This window comes from Anaerolineales bacterium, assembly GCA_030583885.1.
In the GTDB taxonomy this organism is placed as follows: domain Bacteria; phylum Chloroflexota; class Anaerolineae; order Anaerolineales; family Villigracilaceae; genus Villigracilis.
The window spans coordinates 2622394-2639590 of record CP129480.1 but is presented as its reverse complement, the minus strand read 5'-3'; the positions used below and the strand labels follow the sequence as shown (position 1 = coordinate 2639590).

Below are 17197 nucleotides of genomic sequence, written 5' to 3'. Positions count from 1 at the left end.
TCGCCTTTAAAATCTGGAACGGTTCCTTGATCGCGGTTTTTGCGTCTGCTTCTCGAAATCAATATATTGCTTCTTAATGAGACCAATGGGAATCTCGCATTTTTTCAAATGCAGCGGGATGATCGTTTTCTGCGCGTTGCTGGCATAGGTGATTTCATTCCCAACCCACTCGGACGTAGCTGCGTCAGGCGTAAGAACGACGAGGAAGAAGTCGCATTGCTTGATGCCGCGTTCGATCTCTTTTTGCCAGTCCTGTCCGCCTTTGAGCCCCTCGAAATCCCACCAGACTTTCATGCCTTGACTTTTACTTTCATGCCTTGACGTTCCAGTTCACCTGCGAGTTTTTTGGCGAAGGATTTGTCTTGATGGGAATAACTGATGAACACCTTCACAGCTTGGTTCTTGGATGGACGAATCCCGTTCAATAATTCGCGCACGTTGATATCCACGATCTTGCCGTCAATGCTAGTGGGGAAGGAGTCGCGTTCGAGTTGCAAGAGAAAAGCGGGATCAATGGGATCAGCATTCGGGTAATTTGGAAGTGGTACTTTTTCCGTTGCCTCTATCTTGGCGATGGTTTTGTGAATGGCGTCGAACTCCATGCGAATGGCAGACAACTCGGCGTGTTCAATCGACTTCTCAATCGATTTATAGATTTCTTCAATTCTAGAAAGGTCTTGATGGCACAAAGTCAACCTATTTTGTATATACCTTTGTAGTGTTGCCATGGGTGTTTCCTTTCTGTGAGCGGATTGCCAACTTCCCGGCCTTCATCCTTCGACCAGGCTCTGGACAAGCCCTTCCAACGTTTCAACTCCACACGCAAACATGGTGACTTCGATCTGGCGTTTGGTCAGCTTCATTAGCTCAACGGCTTTTTCTGTCGAAACTGCCGCGGCTTTGAGGAATTGACCTGCCATGCCGCCGAGGGTCGCGCCAAGGGCGATGCATTTGGCGATGTCGAGTCCGTCTTTGATGCCGCCGCTGGCGAAAATCGTCATATCGGGGACGGCTTTCTTCACGTTCAAAATCGAGTCTGCAGTTGGTATGCCCCAGCCAACGAATGTGGCGGCGAGTTGACGGGTGAATTCGTCGGGCGCGCGGTGCATTTCGACCTGCGACCAGCTGGTCCCGCCCGCGCCTGCCACGTCAATCGCTTGCACACCGCAATCGGCTAACAGTTTGGCTGTTTTTTCGGAGATGCCCCAGCCGACTTCTTTTGCGATGACAGGCACTTCGAGTTTCTTGCACACGTCTTCGATCTTCATTGCAATGCCCATCCAGTTCGTGTCGCCCCCGTCCTGGACGGCTTCCTGCAAGGGATTCAAATGCAGGTAGAGCGCATCAGCCTGGATCATGTCCACGGCCCGGCGGCAATGGTCAATGCCATAGCCGTAGTTGAATTGTACTGCTCCGAGATTTGCGAATAATAAAATGTCGGGCGCGACCCTCCGCACTTGAAAGGTTCTCGCCTGTTCAGGATGCTCGATGGCGGCGCGCTGAGATCCGACGCCCATGGCGATGCCGCACTCCTGCGCAGCTTCGGCGAGACGTACATTTATCGTCTCGGCTTCGGGTGTACCGCCGGTCATCGAGCTGATCAGGGTGGGAGATGCCAGGGCCCTGCCGAACAGGTTGACGGTCGTGTCGAGGTGGTTCAAATCCAATTCGGGCAGGGCCTCGTGGGAGAAATGAAATTTTTCCAGGCCGCTGGTCAGGGCAGAACGCACATCCTGCTCTAAGTTGATTTTAATGTGGTCGGCTTTTCGCTGGTCTATCGGCGCAACTTTTGTCATGGGGTAGTGTTCCTGTGTTTGATAACTGGCTTGACAGGCTTTGTCAAGCGATTACAATAAAACACTCAACTAAAACTTGGAGGCTGTAATGTCCGAAACCTATACTGAACTTAAAGCGATTGTCAAGGATCTGCTCGGCGTGGATGAGCAGAAGATCACTATGGAAGCGCGCTTCCGTGAGGACCTTGAAGCTGATTCGCTGGATCTCGTGGAATTGATCATGGCTTTTGAAGATAAATTTGGAGCCGAGATTTCCGACGAAGATGCCCAGAAGATCACCACGGTTGGCGAGGCGGTTAACTATATTGAAGCCCGCAAGAAGTAATTGATTGTTGGGATTATAACCGTAGAGCCGCCCTTATGAGGCGGCTCTATATGATTTAAAGATGTCATTGCGCGGCGGAGTTTTTCCGTCCGAAGCAATTTCCTCGAAACGCCATGATGACTAGAGCAAGGTGGGGATTTCTTCCGGATGTTTTGCGACCTTCACGCCTGCGGCTTCGAGGGCTTTGATCTTGTCTGCCGCTGTGCCCGCGCCGCCTTCGATGATCGCGCCTGCGTGCCCCATGCGTTTGCCGGGAGGAGCGGTCTGCCCGGCAATGAAGGATGCAACCGGCTTGGTCATTTTGGCAGCGATATAATCCGCGGCTTTTTCCTCTTCGTTGCCGCCGATCTCACCGATCATGATGACCTTTTCGGTCTTGGGGTCGTGCTCGAACATTTCCAGCACATCGAGGAAATTCGTCCCATTGACCGGGTCGCCGCCAATGCCGACGCAGGTGGATGCGCCCATGCCGAGTAGTTTCATGGCGTACAGCACTTCGTAGGTCAGCGTGCCGGAGCGGGAGACGACACCCACGCTGCCCGGGATGGCAATATCACCGGGGATGATGCCGACTTTCGCTTCGCCGGGCGTTAGCAGGCCCGGGCAATTCGGTCCGATCAGGCGGACTTTTCTCTGGTCGAGGTAGTTGCGCACACGCATCATGTCTTGCACGGCGACGCCTTCGGTGATGCAAATGATGAGGGGAATGCCTGCGTCGGCGGCTTCGAACATGGCGTCCGGCGCGAAGCGGGCCGGGACGAAAATGATCGTGGCGTTTGCGTCCGTTGCGTCCCGGGCGGTCTTGACCGAGTCAAAGACGGGGATCTTTTCCAGCACCCATTCACCGCCCTTGCCGGGCGTCACGCCGCCCACGATGTTCGTGCCATAGGCGGCCATTTGCGTGGTGTGAAACAAGCCTTCATTGCCGGTAATGCCCTGAACAATGAGGCGGGTGTTTTTATCAACAAGGATGCTCATGATTATTTCCCTTTCTTCGCGGCCTGGACAGATTTCTTCGCCGCGTCGGCGAGGGTTTCTGCGGTGATCATTTTTGCATTTTCGAGCAGGCGGCGTCCTTCTTCGGCATTTGTGCCGACGAGGCGGACGACCATCGGAACTTTCGGTTTGACCTCATCCATGGCGGTGAGGATGCCTCTTGCGACTTCATCACATCGGGTAATGCCGCCGAAAATGTTGAAAAGCACGGCTTTGACATTCGAGTCGGTGAGGATGATGCGCATTGCCGCGGCGACCTTCTTCGAGTCTGCGCCGCCTCCCACGTCCAGGAAGTTGGCAGGCTCGCCCCCAAAGAGTTTGATCACGTCCATGCTGGTCATGGCAAGCCCTGCGCCGTTGACCATGCAGCCGATGTCCCCGTCGAGTTTGATATAGGAAAGCCCGTACTTGCGGGCTTCGATCTCAGCCGGCGCATCTTCGTCCGTATCACGCATTTCCGCGAGGTCGGGCTGGCGGAAGAGGGCGTTATCGTCGATCATCATCTTGCCGTCGAGGGCGATCAGCTTTTTATCCTTGGTGATCACCAGCGGATTGATCTCTGCCAGTGTCGCATCGGTGTTTTTGTAGACGTCCCACAATCCCATCGCCACTTTGACAAAGTCCTTCCAGTAATCGCGGGGAAGGTCGATGGCAACAGCCACGTCACGTGCCTGGTATTCGCGCAGACCGAGCAGAGGGTCAATGTGAACCTTGATGATCTTGTCGGGGTCTGTTGCGGCCACTTCTTCGATGTCCACGCCGCCTGCAGAGGATGCGATCATCACGGGTTTCTTCGCGGCGCGGTCATTGGTGATGGAGAAGTAAATCTCCTGGTCGATGGCGGAGGCTTCGTCCACAAGCACTTTACGGACCGGCAGTCCCTTGATATCCATGCCCAGGATTTGAGTGGCAAGCTGTTCGGCTTCCGTGGAATCTTTGGCGAGCTTTACACCGCCTGCTTTTCCGCGTCCACCCACCAATACCTGTGCTTTAATGACAACGCGGCCACCCAGCTCTTCGGCGATCTGCTTTGCCTCCTGAGCGGTAGCCGCAACCCTGCCCTTCGGAATCGGGATGCCATACTTCGAGAAAATTGTTTTTGATTGATATTCGTGGAGTTTCATACTTCTCCCTCGGGGGATATTTTGCTTGGAAGCAACGGCATTATACCACCATAAAATTTAGCGGCAATAAAAGTCCCGTGAGTATGATTGCTCACGGGACCTTCTGATTGACATGTTACGGCAGCGTGAACCTCATGATGCGGTTGAATGAGCCGTCCGTCACCCATACCTGACCATCGGCATCCACTGCAATTCCGGAAGCAAGACCAAAACTCAAGGCGGTGTTGCCGTAATCGCCCCAGGTGCGGACAACATTGCCATCCGGGTCAAACTCGATCACCCGAAATCCCTCAGGGTCGGTGATGAAAACATGCAAGTCATTGTTTACGGCAATGAACGGCTTGTTGTCCAGCGATTGCCCGAACCAGGCAAAGATGTCCCATTGCTTGTGCGGGATGAAGGTCAGGATGTTTTCGACATCCACCGGCAGAAAGACCTGCACACGTTGATTCCATGTGTCCGTTACATAGACAAGGCCATTTTTATCTATCGCGATGCCGACCGGCTCGTCAAACTCGCCGGGAGCAAAGCCCGCCGTTCCAAACTCGGTGATGAAATTCGCGCTCGCATCGAACACAACGACGCGCTTGTTGCCCGTATCCACGACATAAACCCGCCCCTTGTCATCCACCGCCAAGCCGCGCGGACCGTAGAAGGACTGAGGTGTATCACCCTGACCGAACACCCCCCAGGCTGTGATAAATCTGCCGCTTGCGGAAAATTTCTGAACGCGGTGATTCCAGGTATCGGTCACATAGACGGAGCCATCTTTTCCAATGGCGATGCCCCATGGTTCGTTGAACGTGCCGGGTCCAGCCGGGGTGTTGAGGCCGTCTGCAAAACTGCCCCATTCATGCAGGATATTCCCCTGTGTGTCCAGATGCAGGATGCGGTGGTTGCGGGAGTCTGCCACATACATTGTGCCATCCTTTGCAAAGGCGAGTGAACGTGGTGCATTCAACACCACAGGATTTGCCTGCGTGGCGTCAAGGATGAGATCTGCGGCAAGCGGCGTGTATTTGCCCTCGGTTGGGTCTTCCACCATTTGCTGGGGAGCCGGCGGGACGCCGTAATTCCAAATTTGCGCGGCAACATCCTGACGAATGTAAAGGCGCATCGGGTCGGCGGGCTGCCAGGTCGTGAGGGTCAGGTCCTGCCGTCCTTTTGCCTGCGCATACAGGCTGTAATCACGATTGAGCCAGATCTGTACGATGCCAGCGCGGATCTGCGGATTGGTGAATCCCTCGCAGAACCTTGCATAATCCCTTGATTTTCGCAATTTTAGAAAACTCATGACGCCATTGCAGGCGTAATCTTCCGGGAAGGGGGTGTTTGGGTCGCGCTGACTCACCAGGCCGAAATAATCCTGCATGGGCCACCACATGCGGATGTAATCCTCGCGGTAATATCCCGGTCCGATGGCGGGTTCGATCTTGTCGAAATTCTTTTCGTCCACGATGATGAGGACTGAATCGCGCAGGGAGCGCGTGGGCTGGTCAAAGGAACGCTGGTTGGTGAAATCGCGCAGGTACCAGACGAAGGGCCAGGAGACGCCTGTGTCGGGCGCTGAGGCGTCGTATGCAATTGCTACGCCCATGCCGCCCGTCGTGCGCTGTGAAATTTCCCTCGCCTGTTCGGTGATTTGCTTGATGCCTGTTGCGCCATGGGCGTAGACAAGGTATTCCGTTGCCTGATCATAGGTGATGTATGCGGCACGGAATGCAGCCCGGGTGGTAAGTAATGTCAGGAAGCCGAAAAATAGCAGCGTGAAGACGTGCCTGATCTCCTGGAAGGTCCACTCCCGCAGGATGTAGCTCAAGCCTGCACCGCTTAGGATGGTAACGACCAGCGGCAGGAGGAAGGAACTGGTTGCCTGCAGCTGCTCCAACTCCTGTCCCTGGAATGGGGGAGTTGGCCCGTTCAGGGCAAGGACGATGCCGGTTGTGCTGGCGATGAATACGGTTAAGGATGCCAGCGCGAGCGGCATACGCCGTTCCTTTAAATTTTCCCAATTGGTGGCATCGATCACCCGCCCCAATGCCCAGCCCGTGATCAGAATCATGGGCCACGCCATGTGATAGGTGAGCCAGGGCATTCGTTCGCCCGCATACGAGAATGCGGCCACACTGCTGATCGTCCACCAGATCAGCAGACTGAATGTGTTCGGGAAGTTTGTTTCCTCGGTTTCTGTGTGGTTGAACAGGCTGGCGACTTCAGCCTCATCCTGGCGGTCGACTTCAGACCTGAGCGCAGGCTTTCTTTTGAACCCGAGCACAAGTGCAAGAATAAAACCAAGAGCGGGCAGGAATTCATAGATGGGAATCTGTATCAGCAGATAGTAATACCAGGGCTGACTCCCGCGTTCCACATCCTGCTGGACGATCCAATAACCAAGCGAGCCGATGGTGCCGGTGAAGAATCCGTCGCTGTTGGTGAAGACAGTGGTGTATAAGATCGTGAATGGCACCCAGAAGATAAGTGCGGTCTTCCACCATTTTTCAGGATTCCACAACAGTCCGGCCGCGGCGGATAGGATGAACATAAGCAGGAGGAATCCGCCAATGATGAGGATGGAGCGCATATCCGCGCTCATGGCCTGGACTTCCGGTGCGGAGGTGGGGATCGCGACAGTTAGCATGCTTTCAAGGAACTTTATCGGGAATGGGGCCAGTTGCGGCAGGACGATTGTTCCGGAGACGATGAGCAGGTCGAAGGAACGTTCGTTGCGGATTCGCTCCCAGCCGTAGCCGCGGATGAGAAAAAAGGCGGTAACGATGAGGGCAATCAGCGCAGCTACGGCGAGGATCATTGTCGGGGAAAGCGGAGCAGATTCAGGTGTTGAGAGAGGCGCTGTGAGATCCGCCGGGTCCGCCGGCATGGCAGTCTCTGCTCCGGTGAGGGTTCTTTCCTCATGCGTGTAGAGTCCATACCCGGCGGCTATGCCGGCGAGCAGCACGGTGACACTAAGCGCAATGATGAAGGATCGGTATTCCTTTTCTGCATTATTCCACGAGCGGCGGGTGATCTGTGCGATGAAATAAATGGCGAGAAAGACAAGTGCCTGGGCGGTGTAGATAAACGAGGTTTCCTTTGACGTGTAATGCAGGGCAAGTGCGCCGGCAAGCATGAAGAGGTATTTTTTACCGCCGACTTCCAGATGACGAAGTACGGCGTACAGCATGAGAATGCCGGAGAAGCCGACAAATGATTCGTTTCGCACGTACCGCCCGTAATACAGCATAAACGGTGAAATGACCAGCAGAATGCCCGCGATGAGCGCCCCCCATTTGCCAAGATACCGCCGCCAGTACCAGACCATCCAAACCGTGGCGATGCTGAATAACACGGCCGGGATGCGCGAGGTGAAATCGGATACTCCGAAGATGAAGTACACCAGCGCAAGCGCATGGAACTGGAAAGGCCCATGCATCATGGGGGAGTGTTCGTAGCCCTGCCCGCGGTATAGAAGCCAGGAGAAATATGTATGCAGGCTTTCGTCGTGACTCATCACACGCGATTCAAGGTCGTAAAAACGCGTGACCAATGCAAGCAAAATAACGACCGCAAAAATTGCGATCTCATGGGTGATTTTGGGGAATGTGGGATGAATGGGGCGTTCGAGCCAGTTTCGTTTTTGATCCATTGAGTTTTCACCTTCGATAAAGTGGGTTGACCATGTTTCGATCGATTTCCAATTGCAAATAATAGCCGCAAAAGTTTAATGCGAAGTGAGAGGTATTATAACAAGAATATTGACTGCCTTCGTGTAGATGGCAAGGGTGTCCTACTTTGATTCGGCTCCTGCAAGCTGACCGCAGCCTGCGTTGATATCGATTCCGCGGCGCATACGGATCGTGCATGGAATTCCAGCCTGCTCCAGGGTTTCCTTGAATATGCCCGCCCGCTGACGGTCCGTAGCTTTGCCGCCAAACCCTGCGGTGGGATTGAGGGGAATGGCGTTGACATGGCACATCAGTCCGCGCAATTTGGATGCGAGTTTTTTGGCAATTTCCGGTGTGTCGTTCACGCCGTGGATCAGCGCCCATTCAAAAGTGACGCGGCGGCTGGTCTTTGCGACATAATATTCGCAGGCTTCCAGCACTTCGTCAATTTTGTAGCGTTTGTTGACTGGCATCATTTCGGTGCGGGCGTCATCGTCAACGGCGTGGAGCGAGATGGCCAGGTTGATCTGCCGCTGCTCGTCGGCAAAACGCCGAATCTGCGGGACCAGCCCGACGGTCGAGATGGTGAAGCGCCGCGCGCCAAAGTTATATCCATCAGAGTCGTTCAGCCTGTCAATTGCGGCCATCGTGTTCTCGTAATTGTGGAAGGGTTCGCCCATGCCCATGAAAACGATGTTGCTGACGGGTTGGTTCTGTTCCTTTAACATCTGCGCGTAATACATGACCTGTGCGACGATCTCCCCGCTGGAAAGATTACGCTTGAATCCCAGTTGACCTGTCGCGCAGAACACGCATCCCATCGCGCAGCCCGCCTGCGTGGAGATGCACAACGTCCTGCGATTCTTTGCACCGCGCAAATTTGCGCTGATAGGAGCGGCCGGGGTGATCTGTGGGTTGTCCGCAGGGTCGCCATAGCGCATCAACACTGCCTCGATCAAATTCCCATCGGGCAATTGGAACAAGGTCTTGCGCGTGGACTTGTCTGAAGAATCCTGATAGACCCTTACTGAAAATGGCGAAAAGGTAAAATTTTCCGCCATCTTCTCGCGCAGGGATTTTGGTAAATTTGTAAACTGTTCAGGGGAACAATAAAGATGCCCGTACAGTCCCTGCCAGACCTGCTTCGCGCGGTAGGCGGGCTCATCCCATTCTTTGAATGTGTTTGTAAGTGTGGGTTTATCGAGGTCGTAGATGAGCATGTGTCCCTATTTTAGCAGACATCAAGGGGAACTTATCCACCCCTTTTTCCGTTTGTTTTTTGCAAGGAGAATCATTTGCCATAAAACGAGAGTATGGAATTCGTAGGGAAACACCCATATTCCTTTAATTTCTTCACGCTATAATCCCAACCTTGTACTACAATGGAGGAACCATGTTGAAATCGAAATCGACCATACCGAACACAACGATCATCTGGGGGCTGGTCGCGCTATTGCTGATCGCCGGGGTTGTCGCCCTGATCTTTGCGTTCAGAAGCCCGAGAAATGCGCAGGATGAAGTTAACGCGATCTACACCAACGCAGCAATGACCCTCGAAGCCCAGCAATTGACCTTGCAGGCGGCAGAGCCAACTGCCACCGCCACATTTACCATGATGCCGACAGAGACCCCGACACTCTTCGTTACCATCACGCTTCCCGCCCAGCCTGTAATTGGCTCCCCTGCGACAGGCGGCGGATCCGGTGCAGCAGGTTGTGACAATTCAGTCTATGTTGCTGATGTGACCATTCCGGATGGCACAGTCATGGTGCCCGGACAATCGTTTACAAAAACCTGGAAGGTGCAGAACAACGGAACCTGCGCATGGACAGCCGCGTATCAACTCACCTTTGTCAACGGCGAAGTAATGGGCGGCAGGACAACGCCCATCGGCAGTGCCGTTGGGGCCGGCCAAACCGTGGATGTTTCCGTTTCAATGGTCGCACCCACGAAAGCAGGCGAGGTGATCGGGTACTGGAAGATTTTCAACGACAAGGGACAGCCGTTTGGCACGTTCCTGTCTGTGGAGATCAAGGTCGGCACTCTAACAGCAACCGCATCGTCCGGCACGCCGACAGCTACTTCCCCTGCGGCAACGACGGCTCCATCCAATACACCTGAAACGCCCACCGATGTGCCCCCCCCTTAAATCCGGGTGGACAATTTTTGTCAATTTTTGTATTGAAGAGACCTGCGGTTTTGCAGGTCTCTTTTTTTTGATTAACCAATCAGCGATGCCAGATCATCCATGATGATATTCGGAGCAGGCTTCCACGCCCGCGCCTGTTCCATGGATGAAACGCCGCTCAGCACCAGCGCGGTTGGGCAGCCCACCGCTTGTCCAGCTGCGATGTCTGTTTCCAGTCTGTCGCCGATCACGAGGGTTTCCTCTTTCCCTGTCCCAAGCTTTTCAAGGGACAGTTCCATCAGATACGGAAACGGCTTGCCTGCCACGGTCGGTTCCACGCCTGTTGCGGTGGTGATGACCGATAGCCACGCGCCCGACCCGGGGATTTCTCCGCGCGGGGTGGGGAAGGTGCGGTCTGTATTCGTTGTGTAGAACGGGATGCCCGCCCGCACAAGCAGGGCCGCTTCGGCGATTTTCTGAAAGGTGATGCCCCGGTCAATGCCCATGACAACTGCCCGCGCTTCGGGTGCAGTGTCCACGCCGAGGATCTCAAACCCCTCCTGCTCCAGCGCCACGCGGATGCCGTCTTCGCCGATCATGTAGACCTTTGTCCCGCGCGGATATTTTTGTGCAAGCAGGAAGGAAATGCCCAAAGCGGAAGTGACCATCTGGGAAGCATCGATCTCCACTCCAAGCCCGGTTAATTTTTGTTGATATTCTTCGGGCGTTTTTGTGCCGTTATTGGTGGCAAAGACAAATTTCAGACCGCGTTCGCGGATTCTGTTGAAGATGGATGGCAGGTCGCCGATCGGTGCATCGCCTTTCCAAATGACACCGTCCATGTCGAGGATGAGAGCTTTTATATTTGAAGGGATCATGTGATTTTCGTTTTCTTTTTTTATGCTGTCGTGCAGGGGCGAGTGCCGGTCCATTATAAACGCAAGACCTCGAAGAGGCTCCTCGAGGTCTTCATAAAAGTGGACTGTCAATCGCTACTTCGCCACTTTTTCCGGTGTTTCGATCACCTGATCGACCAAACCGTACTCCACAGCCTGTGCGGCATCGAGATAGAAGTCGCGGTCTAGATCGCGTTCGATCACTTCCAGCGGCTTGCCGGTGTGTTTTGACATGATTCCATTGAGCAAGGACTTCAAACGCAGGATCTGCTTGGCTTGAATCTCAATGTCCGTGGCCTGGCCCTGTGCGCCGCCGAGGGGCTGGTGCATGTGGACGGTGGCATGCGGCAGGGCGTAGCGGCTGCCTTTCGTGCCGGCGGTCAGCAAAACGGTCCCGAACGAGGCGGTTACGCCGACGGCAACCGTGCTGATCGGGTTCGAGATGATCTGCATCGTGTCGTAGATCGCAAGTCCTGCGTAGATCTGTCCGCCGGGCGAGTTGATGTACATGCGAATTTCCTTTTCAGGATCTTCGTGGTTAAGGAACAGCAGTTGGGCAACGATCACATTCGCAACCTGATCATCGATCGGCGTGCCGAGGAAGATGATGTTGTTGCGCAGCAGCAGCGAATAAATATCATAGGCACGCTCGCCGCGGCCCGTATTTTCAACGACCATTGGAACAACATTTTTGATATCAGGAATCATATTTGTCTCCTTTAAGTTGGGACAATCATACACAAAGTGTATTGGATTTTTATTATAATTTGATTGGCGGTGTCATTGCGGGGAATGACCGAATTCGCTTCTCTCTTAACATTGGCCTGTCGGCCGTCCACAAGCATCCTAGCTATTCGGAAGCCTTTTCCTGCTCATCCTCGGCTGGCGCGGATTCCTCCTTCGCCACTTCCTCCGCAAGATCTTCTTCCGCATTTGTCTCTTCAACAGGTTTGTATTCGCCCATCGCAATCGACTTGATCATATTGAGCGCCATGCGCGTCATCACACGGCTGGCGGATTCCATCGCGATGGCTTCGCTTAATTGTTTCTGTCCCTTGCGCCCGCCGCGGATCTTGCCAAAGTCAACACCCTGCATGGCAAGACCGTTGAGTGTGTTGTTGTATTCCTCCTCCAGCGCCTCATTATTGATCTGGATCTTTTCCCTGCGGACGATCTCGTCGAGAATGAGTCCGCGCTCCAGCCGTTTCTTCGCGACGGGCTTTACCTCATCTTCGATGAACTGTTCGCGCGTGGTATTGCGGACTTTGAAATAGGTATCTAAATCCATGCCCTGCTGGGAGAGGCGGTTGGACAGGTCCGAAAGCACATGCTCGCCTTCATGTTCGAGTGTATGCTCGTGATACTTGAGGGTTGCACCTTCCTTGATCTTTTCAATCAATTCAACAAAATATTTGTCATCGTATTCCGCCTGTGAACGGTTTTCCACGTCCTTTTTCACAGCTTCCATTAAAGCGTCCAGGGTTTCGCCCGCGCCTGCTGTTTTGGCGAACTCGTCATTGAGGTCGGGCAGGGTCACGGCGCGCACGGTCTTGACGGTTACTTCGATTTCGGAACTTTTTCCCTTCAACTCCTCCACTTCCCAGTCCTTGGGGAATTTGTGTTTGATGGTTGTGCTGTCGCCGGATTTTAGCCCGATCAGTTCCTTTGCGAAACCGTTGTAGGGCCATTCGGTATCCCGGTCTTCACTGCGGACGAAGGCGGCGAATCCCGTGCGGTTTAATTCGGCGGTTTCAGATTTTACGTCCACTAAAACATAATCACCGGTCTCAATGGCACGCTCTACGGTTTCCGTTGTGGCATACATTTGGCGCAGGTCTTCGATGGCTGTATCCACGTCTTTTTGTCCGGGAGTTTTCCACTCATATGGCAGGCGGACGGAGTGATAATCGCCAAGGTCCACATCCGGGGCAAGCGGTACACGGAAGGTAAACTTGGGCGGCTCGAGGCTGTCGATGGATTCGAGCGAGCCGGCTGCGCCGGGGTTTATATCCGCTTCTTTGAGGATATTCGAATATTCCATGTCGATGAATAGGTCCACAGCCTGTTCGGTGATCGCGCCTTCACCATAGGTGCGCACCACGACATCATAGGGCGCCTTGCCGGGGCGAAAGCCCGGGATATTTCCGCGTGAGGCGATTTTCGTTGCCGCGCGGCGTTTGTAGGTGGTCATCTTCTCCGCATCAACTTCCACGAGAAGTTTGATGGTGTGGTCTTCCTGATATTGTTTTTCGATGTTCAAGGTAAGTTCCTTTTTACGTCCTTGCGAGGAGGTGATTTTCCGACGATGCGATCCCGCTTACAGGGGTTGCATCGCGAAGTGCGCTCGTAAAGACGGGGTTGTAGTGAGGATGGTGGGAGTCGAACCCACACGCCTTGCGGCACATGATCCTAAGTCATGCCTGTCTGCCAGTTCCAGCACATCCCCGGGGATGATTTTTGTCTGCAAGAGCGCCGCAATTATACCGTAAGGAATGCCCGATGTTTGGATTTATGGATTTTATCAGGGTTTTCACAAGACGACTCTCACGAAGGCGAGTCTGCTTGATTGCAGTTATAATTGACAGTATCAACTCGCGATAGGAGAACCCATACCATGCCGATCTCTTCCGGGATTCCCGCGCCTGATTTCGAATTGTTGGACGATACAAACACATCCCGAAAACTTTCCGATTATCGTGGGAGGAATGTCGTGCTTTATTTCTACCCCAAGGACGATACGCCGGGCTGCGCGAAGGAAGCCTGCAATTTCCGTGATGATTACACCGCCTATGAAAAGGCGGGCGTGGTGATCTTGGGCGTCAGCCCGGATTCTGTTGAGTCTCATGTGAAGTTCAAGAAGAAGTTTCAGCTGCAGTTCCCGCTCCTTGCGGATGATGGGCATCGGGTCTGTGACTTGTACGGCGTGTGGGGTCCGAAGAAATTCATGGGCAAGGAATATGAAGGCGTCCTCCGTACCACCTTTCTGATCGATACGGATGGAAACATCAAGCGTGTGTTTGAAAATGTACGCCCTGCCGAACACAGCGCGGAACTGCTCGCTGTTTTGGGAGTGAAATAAGAATTGATTAATTTGGTTGAAGGGATATAACACGCGCATGCCGACGGTGGTGATGGAAAGGCCGTCGGCATGATTCTGTAAATGTATGGCGGACAGGTTGCAGGTAAGGAAGATGCGTACAATGTCCACCATAAATAGTGACAATTGTTAAAGAATTTGGTATATTGGTCTGGTTGTGAAAATAGTGACAATTCGCACAGGGTTAGTCCGATTTTAGGGCAACGAAACTTGGGGTGGTTTCCCCGTTTGAAAATTCATTAGGAGAGAGCGTATGCAACATTTTGTAATTGTTGGAATCCTGATCATTGTGATGTCCATCCTCACTTATTTTGGTCTGGATTCCGCAGGGCTTATGCCGGAACAGGCGAGCGCACAGGCGGTTTCAATTGACTGGCTGTGGAACTGGCAGGTGATCGCCATGTCCTTCCTTTTTGCGCTCATTGTTGTACCGTTGTTTTACAGTCTGGTCGTTTTTCGGCGCAGGAAGGGCGAAACAGGTGACGGCGAACATATTGAAGGCAACACCAATCTGGAGATCACATGGACTGTGCTGCCTCTGTTTGTGGTTCTGATTTTTGCCTATATGGGCGCGTACTCGCTCGGGGAAACCACCCGTGCCGACCCTGAGGCCATGGTGGTAAAAGTGCGCGCACAGCAATTCACCTGGATTTTTGAATACCCTGAATTCGGCATTGTCAGCAGTGAACTGCGCCTGCCCGTGAATAAACAGGTTGTGCTTAAGATGGAATCGGCGGATGTGATCCACTCATTCTGGGTTCCTGAGTTCCGCGTCAAACAGGACGTTGTGCCTGGGCGCGTGACCGAGTACAGGATCACCCCGACGCTGCTCGGCGATTACAAAGTCCGCTGCGCGGAGCTGTGCGGCATGTCTCATTATGCGATGGAAAACCCTGTCATTGTTAATACGCAGGCGGAGTATGATGCCTGGATTGCCGAACAGAGCGCGATTGCCGCCGCATCGCAGACTCCCGAAGGACAGGGACAATTGTTGACTGTAAAGAATGGCTGTATCGGTTGCCATTCCCTGGACGGTTCGAAGCTCGTCGGACCTTCCTGGCTGGGTGTGTACGAATCCACACGTGAATTTGCGGACGGTACCTCCGCAGTGGCGGACGATGCCTATATTGTCGAATCCATTCTTGACCCGAAGGCGAAGGAAGTGGCTGGATATTCCCCAACCAGCATGCCTCCTTATGTGTTCACGGACGAAGAAATCGCGAACATCATCGCGTATCTTAAAACGCTGAAATAAGTGGCGAAGGACTTGCAACCATGAAGAAATTCTTTAATACCGCCTTTGCTCGCGGATTGTTCTGGCAGTTGATCGGCACCCTGCTGGGGGCCGGCCTGGTGACGGGCATTCGTTTTGTAATGGGCCTAAGCACAATTGATACATTTTTCTTTACCGAACCGGCCTGGGTGCTGGGAGGATTTTTTGGCGTGCTTTTCTTCCTGGCCGGCAACGGCTCGGTGAGCGACTGGTACAAGTGGGCGCGCGGCATTGATACCCCTGAACATCATGAAGAGCATTACTCCGGCTGGGAGAAATATTTCCATGTTTCCCTCGACCATAAGGTGATCGGCATTCAATATACGGTGGTGGCGCTAGCGTTGATCAGCATCGGCGGTTTGTTCGCCCTCATCTTCCGCACCGAGCTTGCTGCGTCCGAATTACAGTTCCTGACGACGGATATGAAATTGTTCGGTCAGAATGGGCCGCAGCTTTACAATACACTCATGTCCCTGCACGGCATGATCATGATCGTATCCATTCTGCTGGGTATCGCCGGCATTATCAACTATGTGGTACCGTTGATGCTTGGCGCGCAAGACATGGCGTTCCCGCGCTTGAACGCTTTTTCGTTCTGGGTGGCTGTACCTGCATCGGTCCTGTTGTTGATGAGCCTTGTACTTGGCGGCTTCGATACGGGCTGGACCGGGTATCCTCCGCTTTCAGCCCGCGCCCCGGTGGGTATTCAGATGTTCTTTCTCGGCGTTTTTACCGCCGGCTGGTCGTCCATTCTCGGCGCGCTTAACGTAATTGCGACGGTTGTTCGTATGCGTTCGAAGGGAATGACTGCCATGCGCATGCCGATCTTTGTCTGGGCAGCTGTCGCCACATCCATCATTGCGCTGACCGCCACACAGTTGATCGGTCTATCCTTTCAATTGGTCATGTTCCAGCGTCTCTTCGGCATGGGTTTCTTTGATCCTGGCAAGGGTGGTAACCCCGTTCTCTTCCAGCATCTATTCTGGTTCTATTCACATCCCGCGGTATATGTGTTCGTACTCCCGGGCCTTGGTGTGATTTCCGAGCTGTTGCCGGTCTTTGCCCGCAAGCCTCTGTTTGGCTATCGCTGGGTTGCCATGTCCTCGCTGGGCATTGCACTGGTGGGCTTCCTGGTCTGGGCGCATCACATGTTCACCTCCGGCATGAACGAATACCTGCGTGTGCCGTTCATGTATAGTACCCTGCTGGTAGCCATCCCAACCGGGGTTAAGTTTTTCTCCTGGGTGGCGACCCTTTGGAAGGGAAAGATTGTATTTCCCACACCGATGCTTTTCGTCCTTGGTGCCGTTGTCGTGTTCCTTCTCGGAGGCCTCACAGGTCCCCCGAACGCCACGGTTTCCGTGGACCTGCATCTTCACGATACTTACTTCATTGTTGGGCACTTCCACGATACCATCTTCGGCGGTTTCGTCTTCCCCTTCTTTGCCGCGCTGTATTACTGGTTCCCCAAGGCAACGGGGCGCCGCATGAGCGAGGCACTTGGTAAACTTCATTTCTGGCTGATGACCCCCTCGTTCTTCGTCCTCACCTTTGGCATGATGCGTGTCGGGCTGCTCGGCATGCGCCGCCGCATCGCGGATTATGATCCTGCACTTGGCTTTGACAATGCTCATTTGGTTATGACCATCGCCGGTTATCTCATCGGCGTATCGGTGCTGATCTTCATCTACAACTTCTTCAACAGCATCAAGAATGGCGAAAAGGCGGATGGAAATGTATGGAATTCACGTTCGCCGGAGTGGCAGGTAACATCGCCAATGCCTATGCATAACTACGACCGGCCTTTTGAGGTTGTCGGTGAGCCATATGATTATGGCCTGCCCGGTTCGAAGTATGTTGAATTCATCGAGCCTGCCAAAAGCAGGCATCATTAAAGGGG

At 53.6% G+C, this 17197-nt stretch carries 15 protein-coding genes and 1 tRNA gene; 5 read left to right on the top strand and 11 right to left on the bottom strand.

Going from position 1 to position 17197, the window contains the following annotated elements; genetic code table 11:
- Positions 1 to 6: 6 nt before the first annotated feature.
- Genes QY332_13170 through fni form a run of 3 tightly spaced genes read right to left on the bottom strand, consistent with a single transcriptional unit; the run spans position 7 to position 1796 of the window.
- Entirely contained in the window at positions 7 to 294 is a 288-nt protein-coding gene (locus QY332_13170) for a toll/interleukin-1 receptor domain-containing protein (protein WKZ34564.1), read from the bottom strand.
- Complete coding sequence (locus QY332_13165; GenBank protein ID WKZ34563.1) at positions 291 to 728, bottom strand: toll/interleukin-1 receptor domain-containing protein; 438 nt, start codon at positions 726 to 728, stop codon at positions 291 to 293. The genes QY332_13170 and QY332_13165 overlap by 4 nt, the downstream gene beginning before the upstream one ends.
- Before the next feature lie 42 nt (positions 729 to 770).
- Positions 771 to 1796: a type 2 isopentenyl-diphosphate Delta-isomerase gene (gene fni / locus QY332_13160; protein WKZ34562.1), complete on the bottom strand. Its 1026-nt coding sequence runs from the start codon at positions 1794 to 1796 to the stop codon at positions 771 to 773.
- An 88-nt stretch (positions 1797 to 1884) separates the two neighbouring features.
- Here fni and acpP point away from each other — a divergent pair, with 88 nt between their 5' ends.
- Positions 1885 to 2121: an acyl carrier protein gene (acpP, locus tag QY332_13155; protein WKZ34561.1), complete on the top strand. Its 237-nt coding sequence runs from the start codon at positions 1885 to 1887 to the stop codon at positions 2119 to 2121.
- 120 nt (positions 2122 to 2241) lie between these two features.
- On the opposite strand, the gene sucD is transcribed toward acpP, so the two are convergent.
- From sucD to rlmN, 4 genes are all read right to left on the bottom strand, one after another.
- Positions 2242 to 3099 carry a succinate--CoA ligase subunit alpha gene (sucD, locus tag QY332_13150; GenBank protein ID WKZ34560.1) on the bottom strand — a complete coding sequence of 286 codons (858 nt, stop codon included), beginning with the start codon at positions 3097 to 3099 and terminating at the stop codon, positions 2242 to 2244.
- A 2-nt stretch (positions 3100 to 3101) separates the two neighbouring features.
- On the bottom strand, positions 3102 to 4241 hold the full coding sequence (gene sucC, locus QY332_13145) for an ADP-forming succinate--CoA ligase subunit beta (GenBank protein ID WKZ34559.1): 1140 nt from the start codon (positions 4239 to 4241) through the stop codon (positions 3102 to 3104).
- 115 nt (positions 4242 to 4356) lie between these two features.
- Positions 4357 to 7884 (bottom strand): TIGR03663 family protein, encoded by a 3528-nt coding sequence (locus QY332_13140; protein WKZ34558.1) that lies wholly within the window; start codon positions 7882 to 7884, stop codon positions 4357 to 4359.
- Positions 7885 to 8025: 141 nt separating this feature from the next.
- Complete coding sequence (gene rlmN, locus QY332_13135; protein ID WKZ34557.1) at positions 8026 to 9123, bottom strand: 23S rRNA (adenine(2503)-C(2))-methyltransferase RlmN; 1098 nt, start codon at positions 9121 to 9123, stop codon at positions 8026 to 8028.
- Between the two features lie 173 nt (positions 9124 to 9296).
- Here rlmN and QY332_13130 point away from each other — a divergent pair, with 173 nt between their 5' ends.
- Positions 9297 to 10052 carry an NBR1-Ig-like domain-containing protein gene (locus QY332_13130; GenBank protein ID WKZ34556.1) on the top strand — a complete coding sequence of 252 codons (756 nt, stop codon included), beginning with the start codon at positions 9297 to 9299 and terminating at the stop codon, positions 10050 to 10052.
- Positions 10053 to 10123: 71 nt separating this feature from the next.
- Here QY332_13130 and QY332_13125 read toward each other — a convergent pair whose 3' ends face one another.
- The 4 genes from QY332_13125 to QY332_13110 form a co-directional block, all read right to left on the bottom strand.
- On the bottom strand, positions 10124 to 10909 hold the full coding sequence (locus QY332_13125) for an HAD-IIA family hydrolase (GenBank protein ID WKZ34555.1): 786 nt from the start codon (positions 10907 to 10909) through the stop codon (positions 10124 to 10126).
- A gap of 114 nt (positions 10910 to 11023) precedes the next feature.
- Entirely contained in the window at positions 11024 to 11635 is a 612-nt protein-coding gene (locus QY332_13120) for an ATP-dependent Clp protease proteolytic subunit (GenBank protein ID WKZ34554.1), read from the bottom strand.
- Between the two features lie 142 nt (positions 11636 to 11777).
- A complete protein-coding gene (gene tig / locus QY332_13115; protein ID WKZ34553.1) occupies positions 11778 to 13187 on the bottom strand; it encodes a trigger factor in 1410 nt (469 codons plus the stop codon).
- A 104-nt stretch (positions 13188 to 13291) separates the two neighbouring features.
- Positions 13292 to 13373, bottom strand: a tRNA-Leu gene (locus QY332_13110).
- 168 nt (positions 13374 to 13541) lie between these two features.
- Between QY332_13110 and bcp the strand changes: the two genes are divergently transcribed.
- The 3 genes from bcp (at position 13542) to QY332_13095 (ending at position 17192) form a co-directional block, all read left to right on the top strand.
- Positions 13542 to 14006, top strand: a complete 465-nt coding sequence (gene bcp / locus QY332_13105; protein WKZ34552.1) for a thioredoxin-dependent thiol peroxidase — start codon at positions 13542 to 13544, stop codon at positions 14004 to 14006.
- A 271-nt stretch (positions 14007 to 14277) separates the two neighbouring features.
- Positions 14278 to 15279 (top strand): cytochrome c oxidase subunit II, encoded by a 1002-nt coding sequence (gene coxB / locus QY332_13100; GenBank protein ID WKZ34551.1) that lies wholly within the window; start codon positions 14278 to 14280, stop codon positions 15277 to 15279.
- Between the two features lie 20 nt (positions 15280 to 15299).
- On the top strand, positions 15300 to 17192 hold the full coding sequence (locus QY332_13095) for a cbb3-type cytochrome c oxidase subunit I (GenBank protein ID WKZ34550.1): 1893 nt from the start codon (positions 15300 to 15302) through the stop codon (positions 17190 to 17192).
- Positions 17193 to 17197: the final 5 nt, after the last annotated feature.

What these genes read in the sequence shown, in the direction of transcription:
- QY332_13170 (WKZ34564.1), bottom strand. Translation starts at nt 294, where the DNA reads ATGAAAGTCTGGTGGGATTTCGAGGGGCTCAAAGGCGGACAGGACTGG.
- QY332_13140 (WKZ34558.1), bottom strand. Translation starts at nt 7,884, where the DNA reads ATGGATCAAAAACGAAACTGGCTCGAACGCCCCATTCATCCCACATTC.
- QY332_13130 (WKZ34556.1), top strand. Translation starts at nt 9,297, where the DNA reads ATGTTGAAATCGAAATCGACCATACCGAACACAACGATCATCTGGGGG.
- acpP (WKZ34561.1), top strand. Translation starts at nt 1,885, where the DNA reads ATGTCCGAAACCTATACTGAACTTAAAGCGATTGTCAAGGATCTGCTC.
- sucD (WKZ34560.1), bottom strand. Translation starts at nt 3,099, where the DNA reads ATGAGCATCCTTGTTGATAAAAACACCCGCCTCATTGTTCAGGGCATT.
- QY332_13165 (WKZ34563.1), bottom strand. Translation starts at nt 728, where the DNA reads ATGGCAACACTACAAAGGTATATACAAAATAGGTTGACTTTGTGCCAT.
- bcp (WKZ34552.1), top strand. Translation starts at nt 13,542, where the DNA reads ATGCCGATCTCTTCCGGGATTCCCGCGCCTGATTTCGAATTGTTGGAC.
- sucC (WKZ34559.1), bottom strand. Translation starts at nt 4,241, where the DNA reads ATGAAACTCCACGAATATCAATCAAAAACAATTTTCTCGAAGTATGGC.
- rlmN (WKZ34557.1), bottom strand. Translation starts at nt 9,123, where the DNA reads ATGCTCATCTACGACCTCGATAAACCCACACTTACAAACACATTCAAA.
- QY332_13095 (WKZ34550.1), top strand. Translation starts at nt 15,300, where the DNA reads ATGAAGAAATTCTTTAATACCGCCTTTGCTCGCGGATTGTTCTGGCAG.
- QY332_13120 (WKZ34554.1), bottom strand. Translation starts at nt 11,635, where the DNA reads ATGATTCCTGATATCAAAAATGTTGTTCCAATGGTCGTTGAAAATACG.
- coxB (WKZ34551.1), top strand. Translation starts at nt 14,278, where the DNA reads ATGCAACATTTTGTAATTGTTGGAATCCTGATCATTGTGATGTCCATC.
- QY332_13125 (WKZ34555.1), bottom strand. Translation starts at nt 10,909, where the DNA reads ATGATCCCTTCAAATATAAAAGCTCTCATCCTCGACATGGACGGTGTC.
- fni (WKZ34562.1), bottom strand. Translation starts at nt 1,796, where the DNA reads ATGACAAAAGTTGCGCCGATAGACCAGCGAAAAGCCGACCACATTAAA.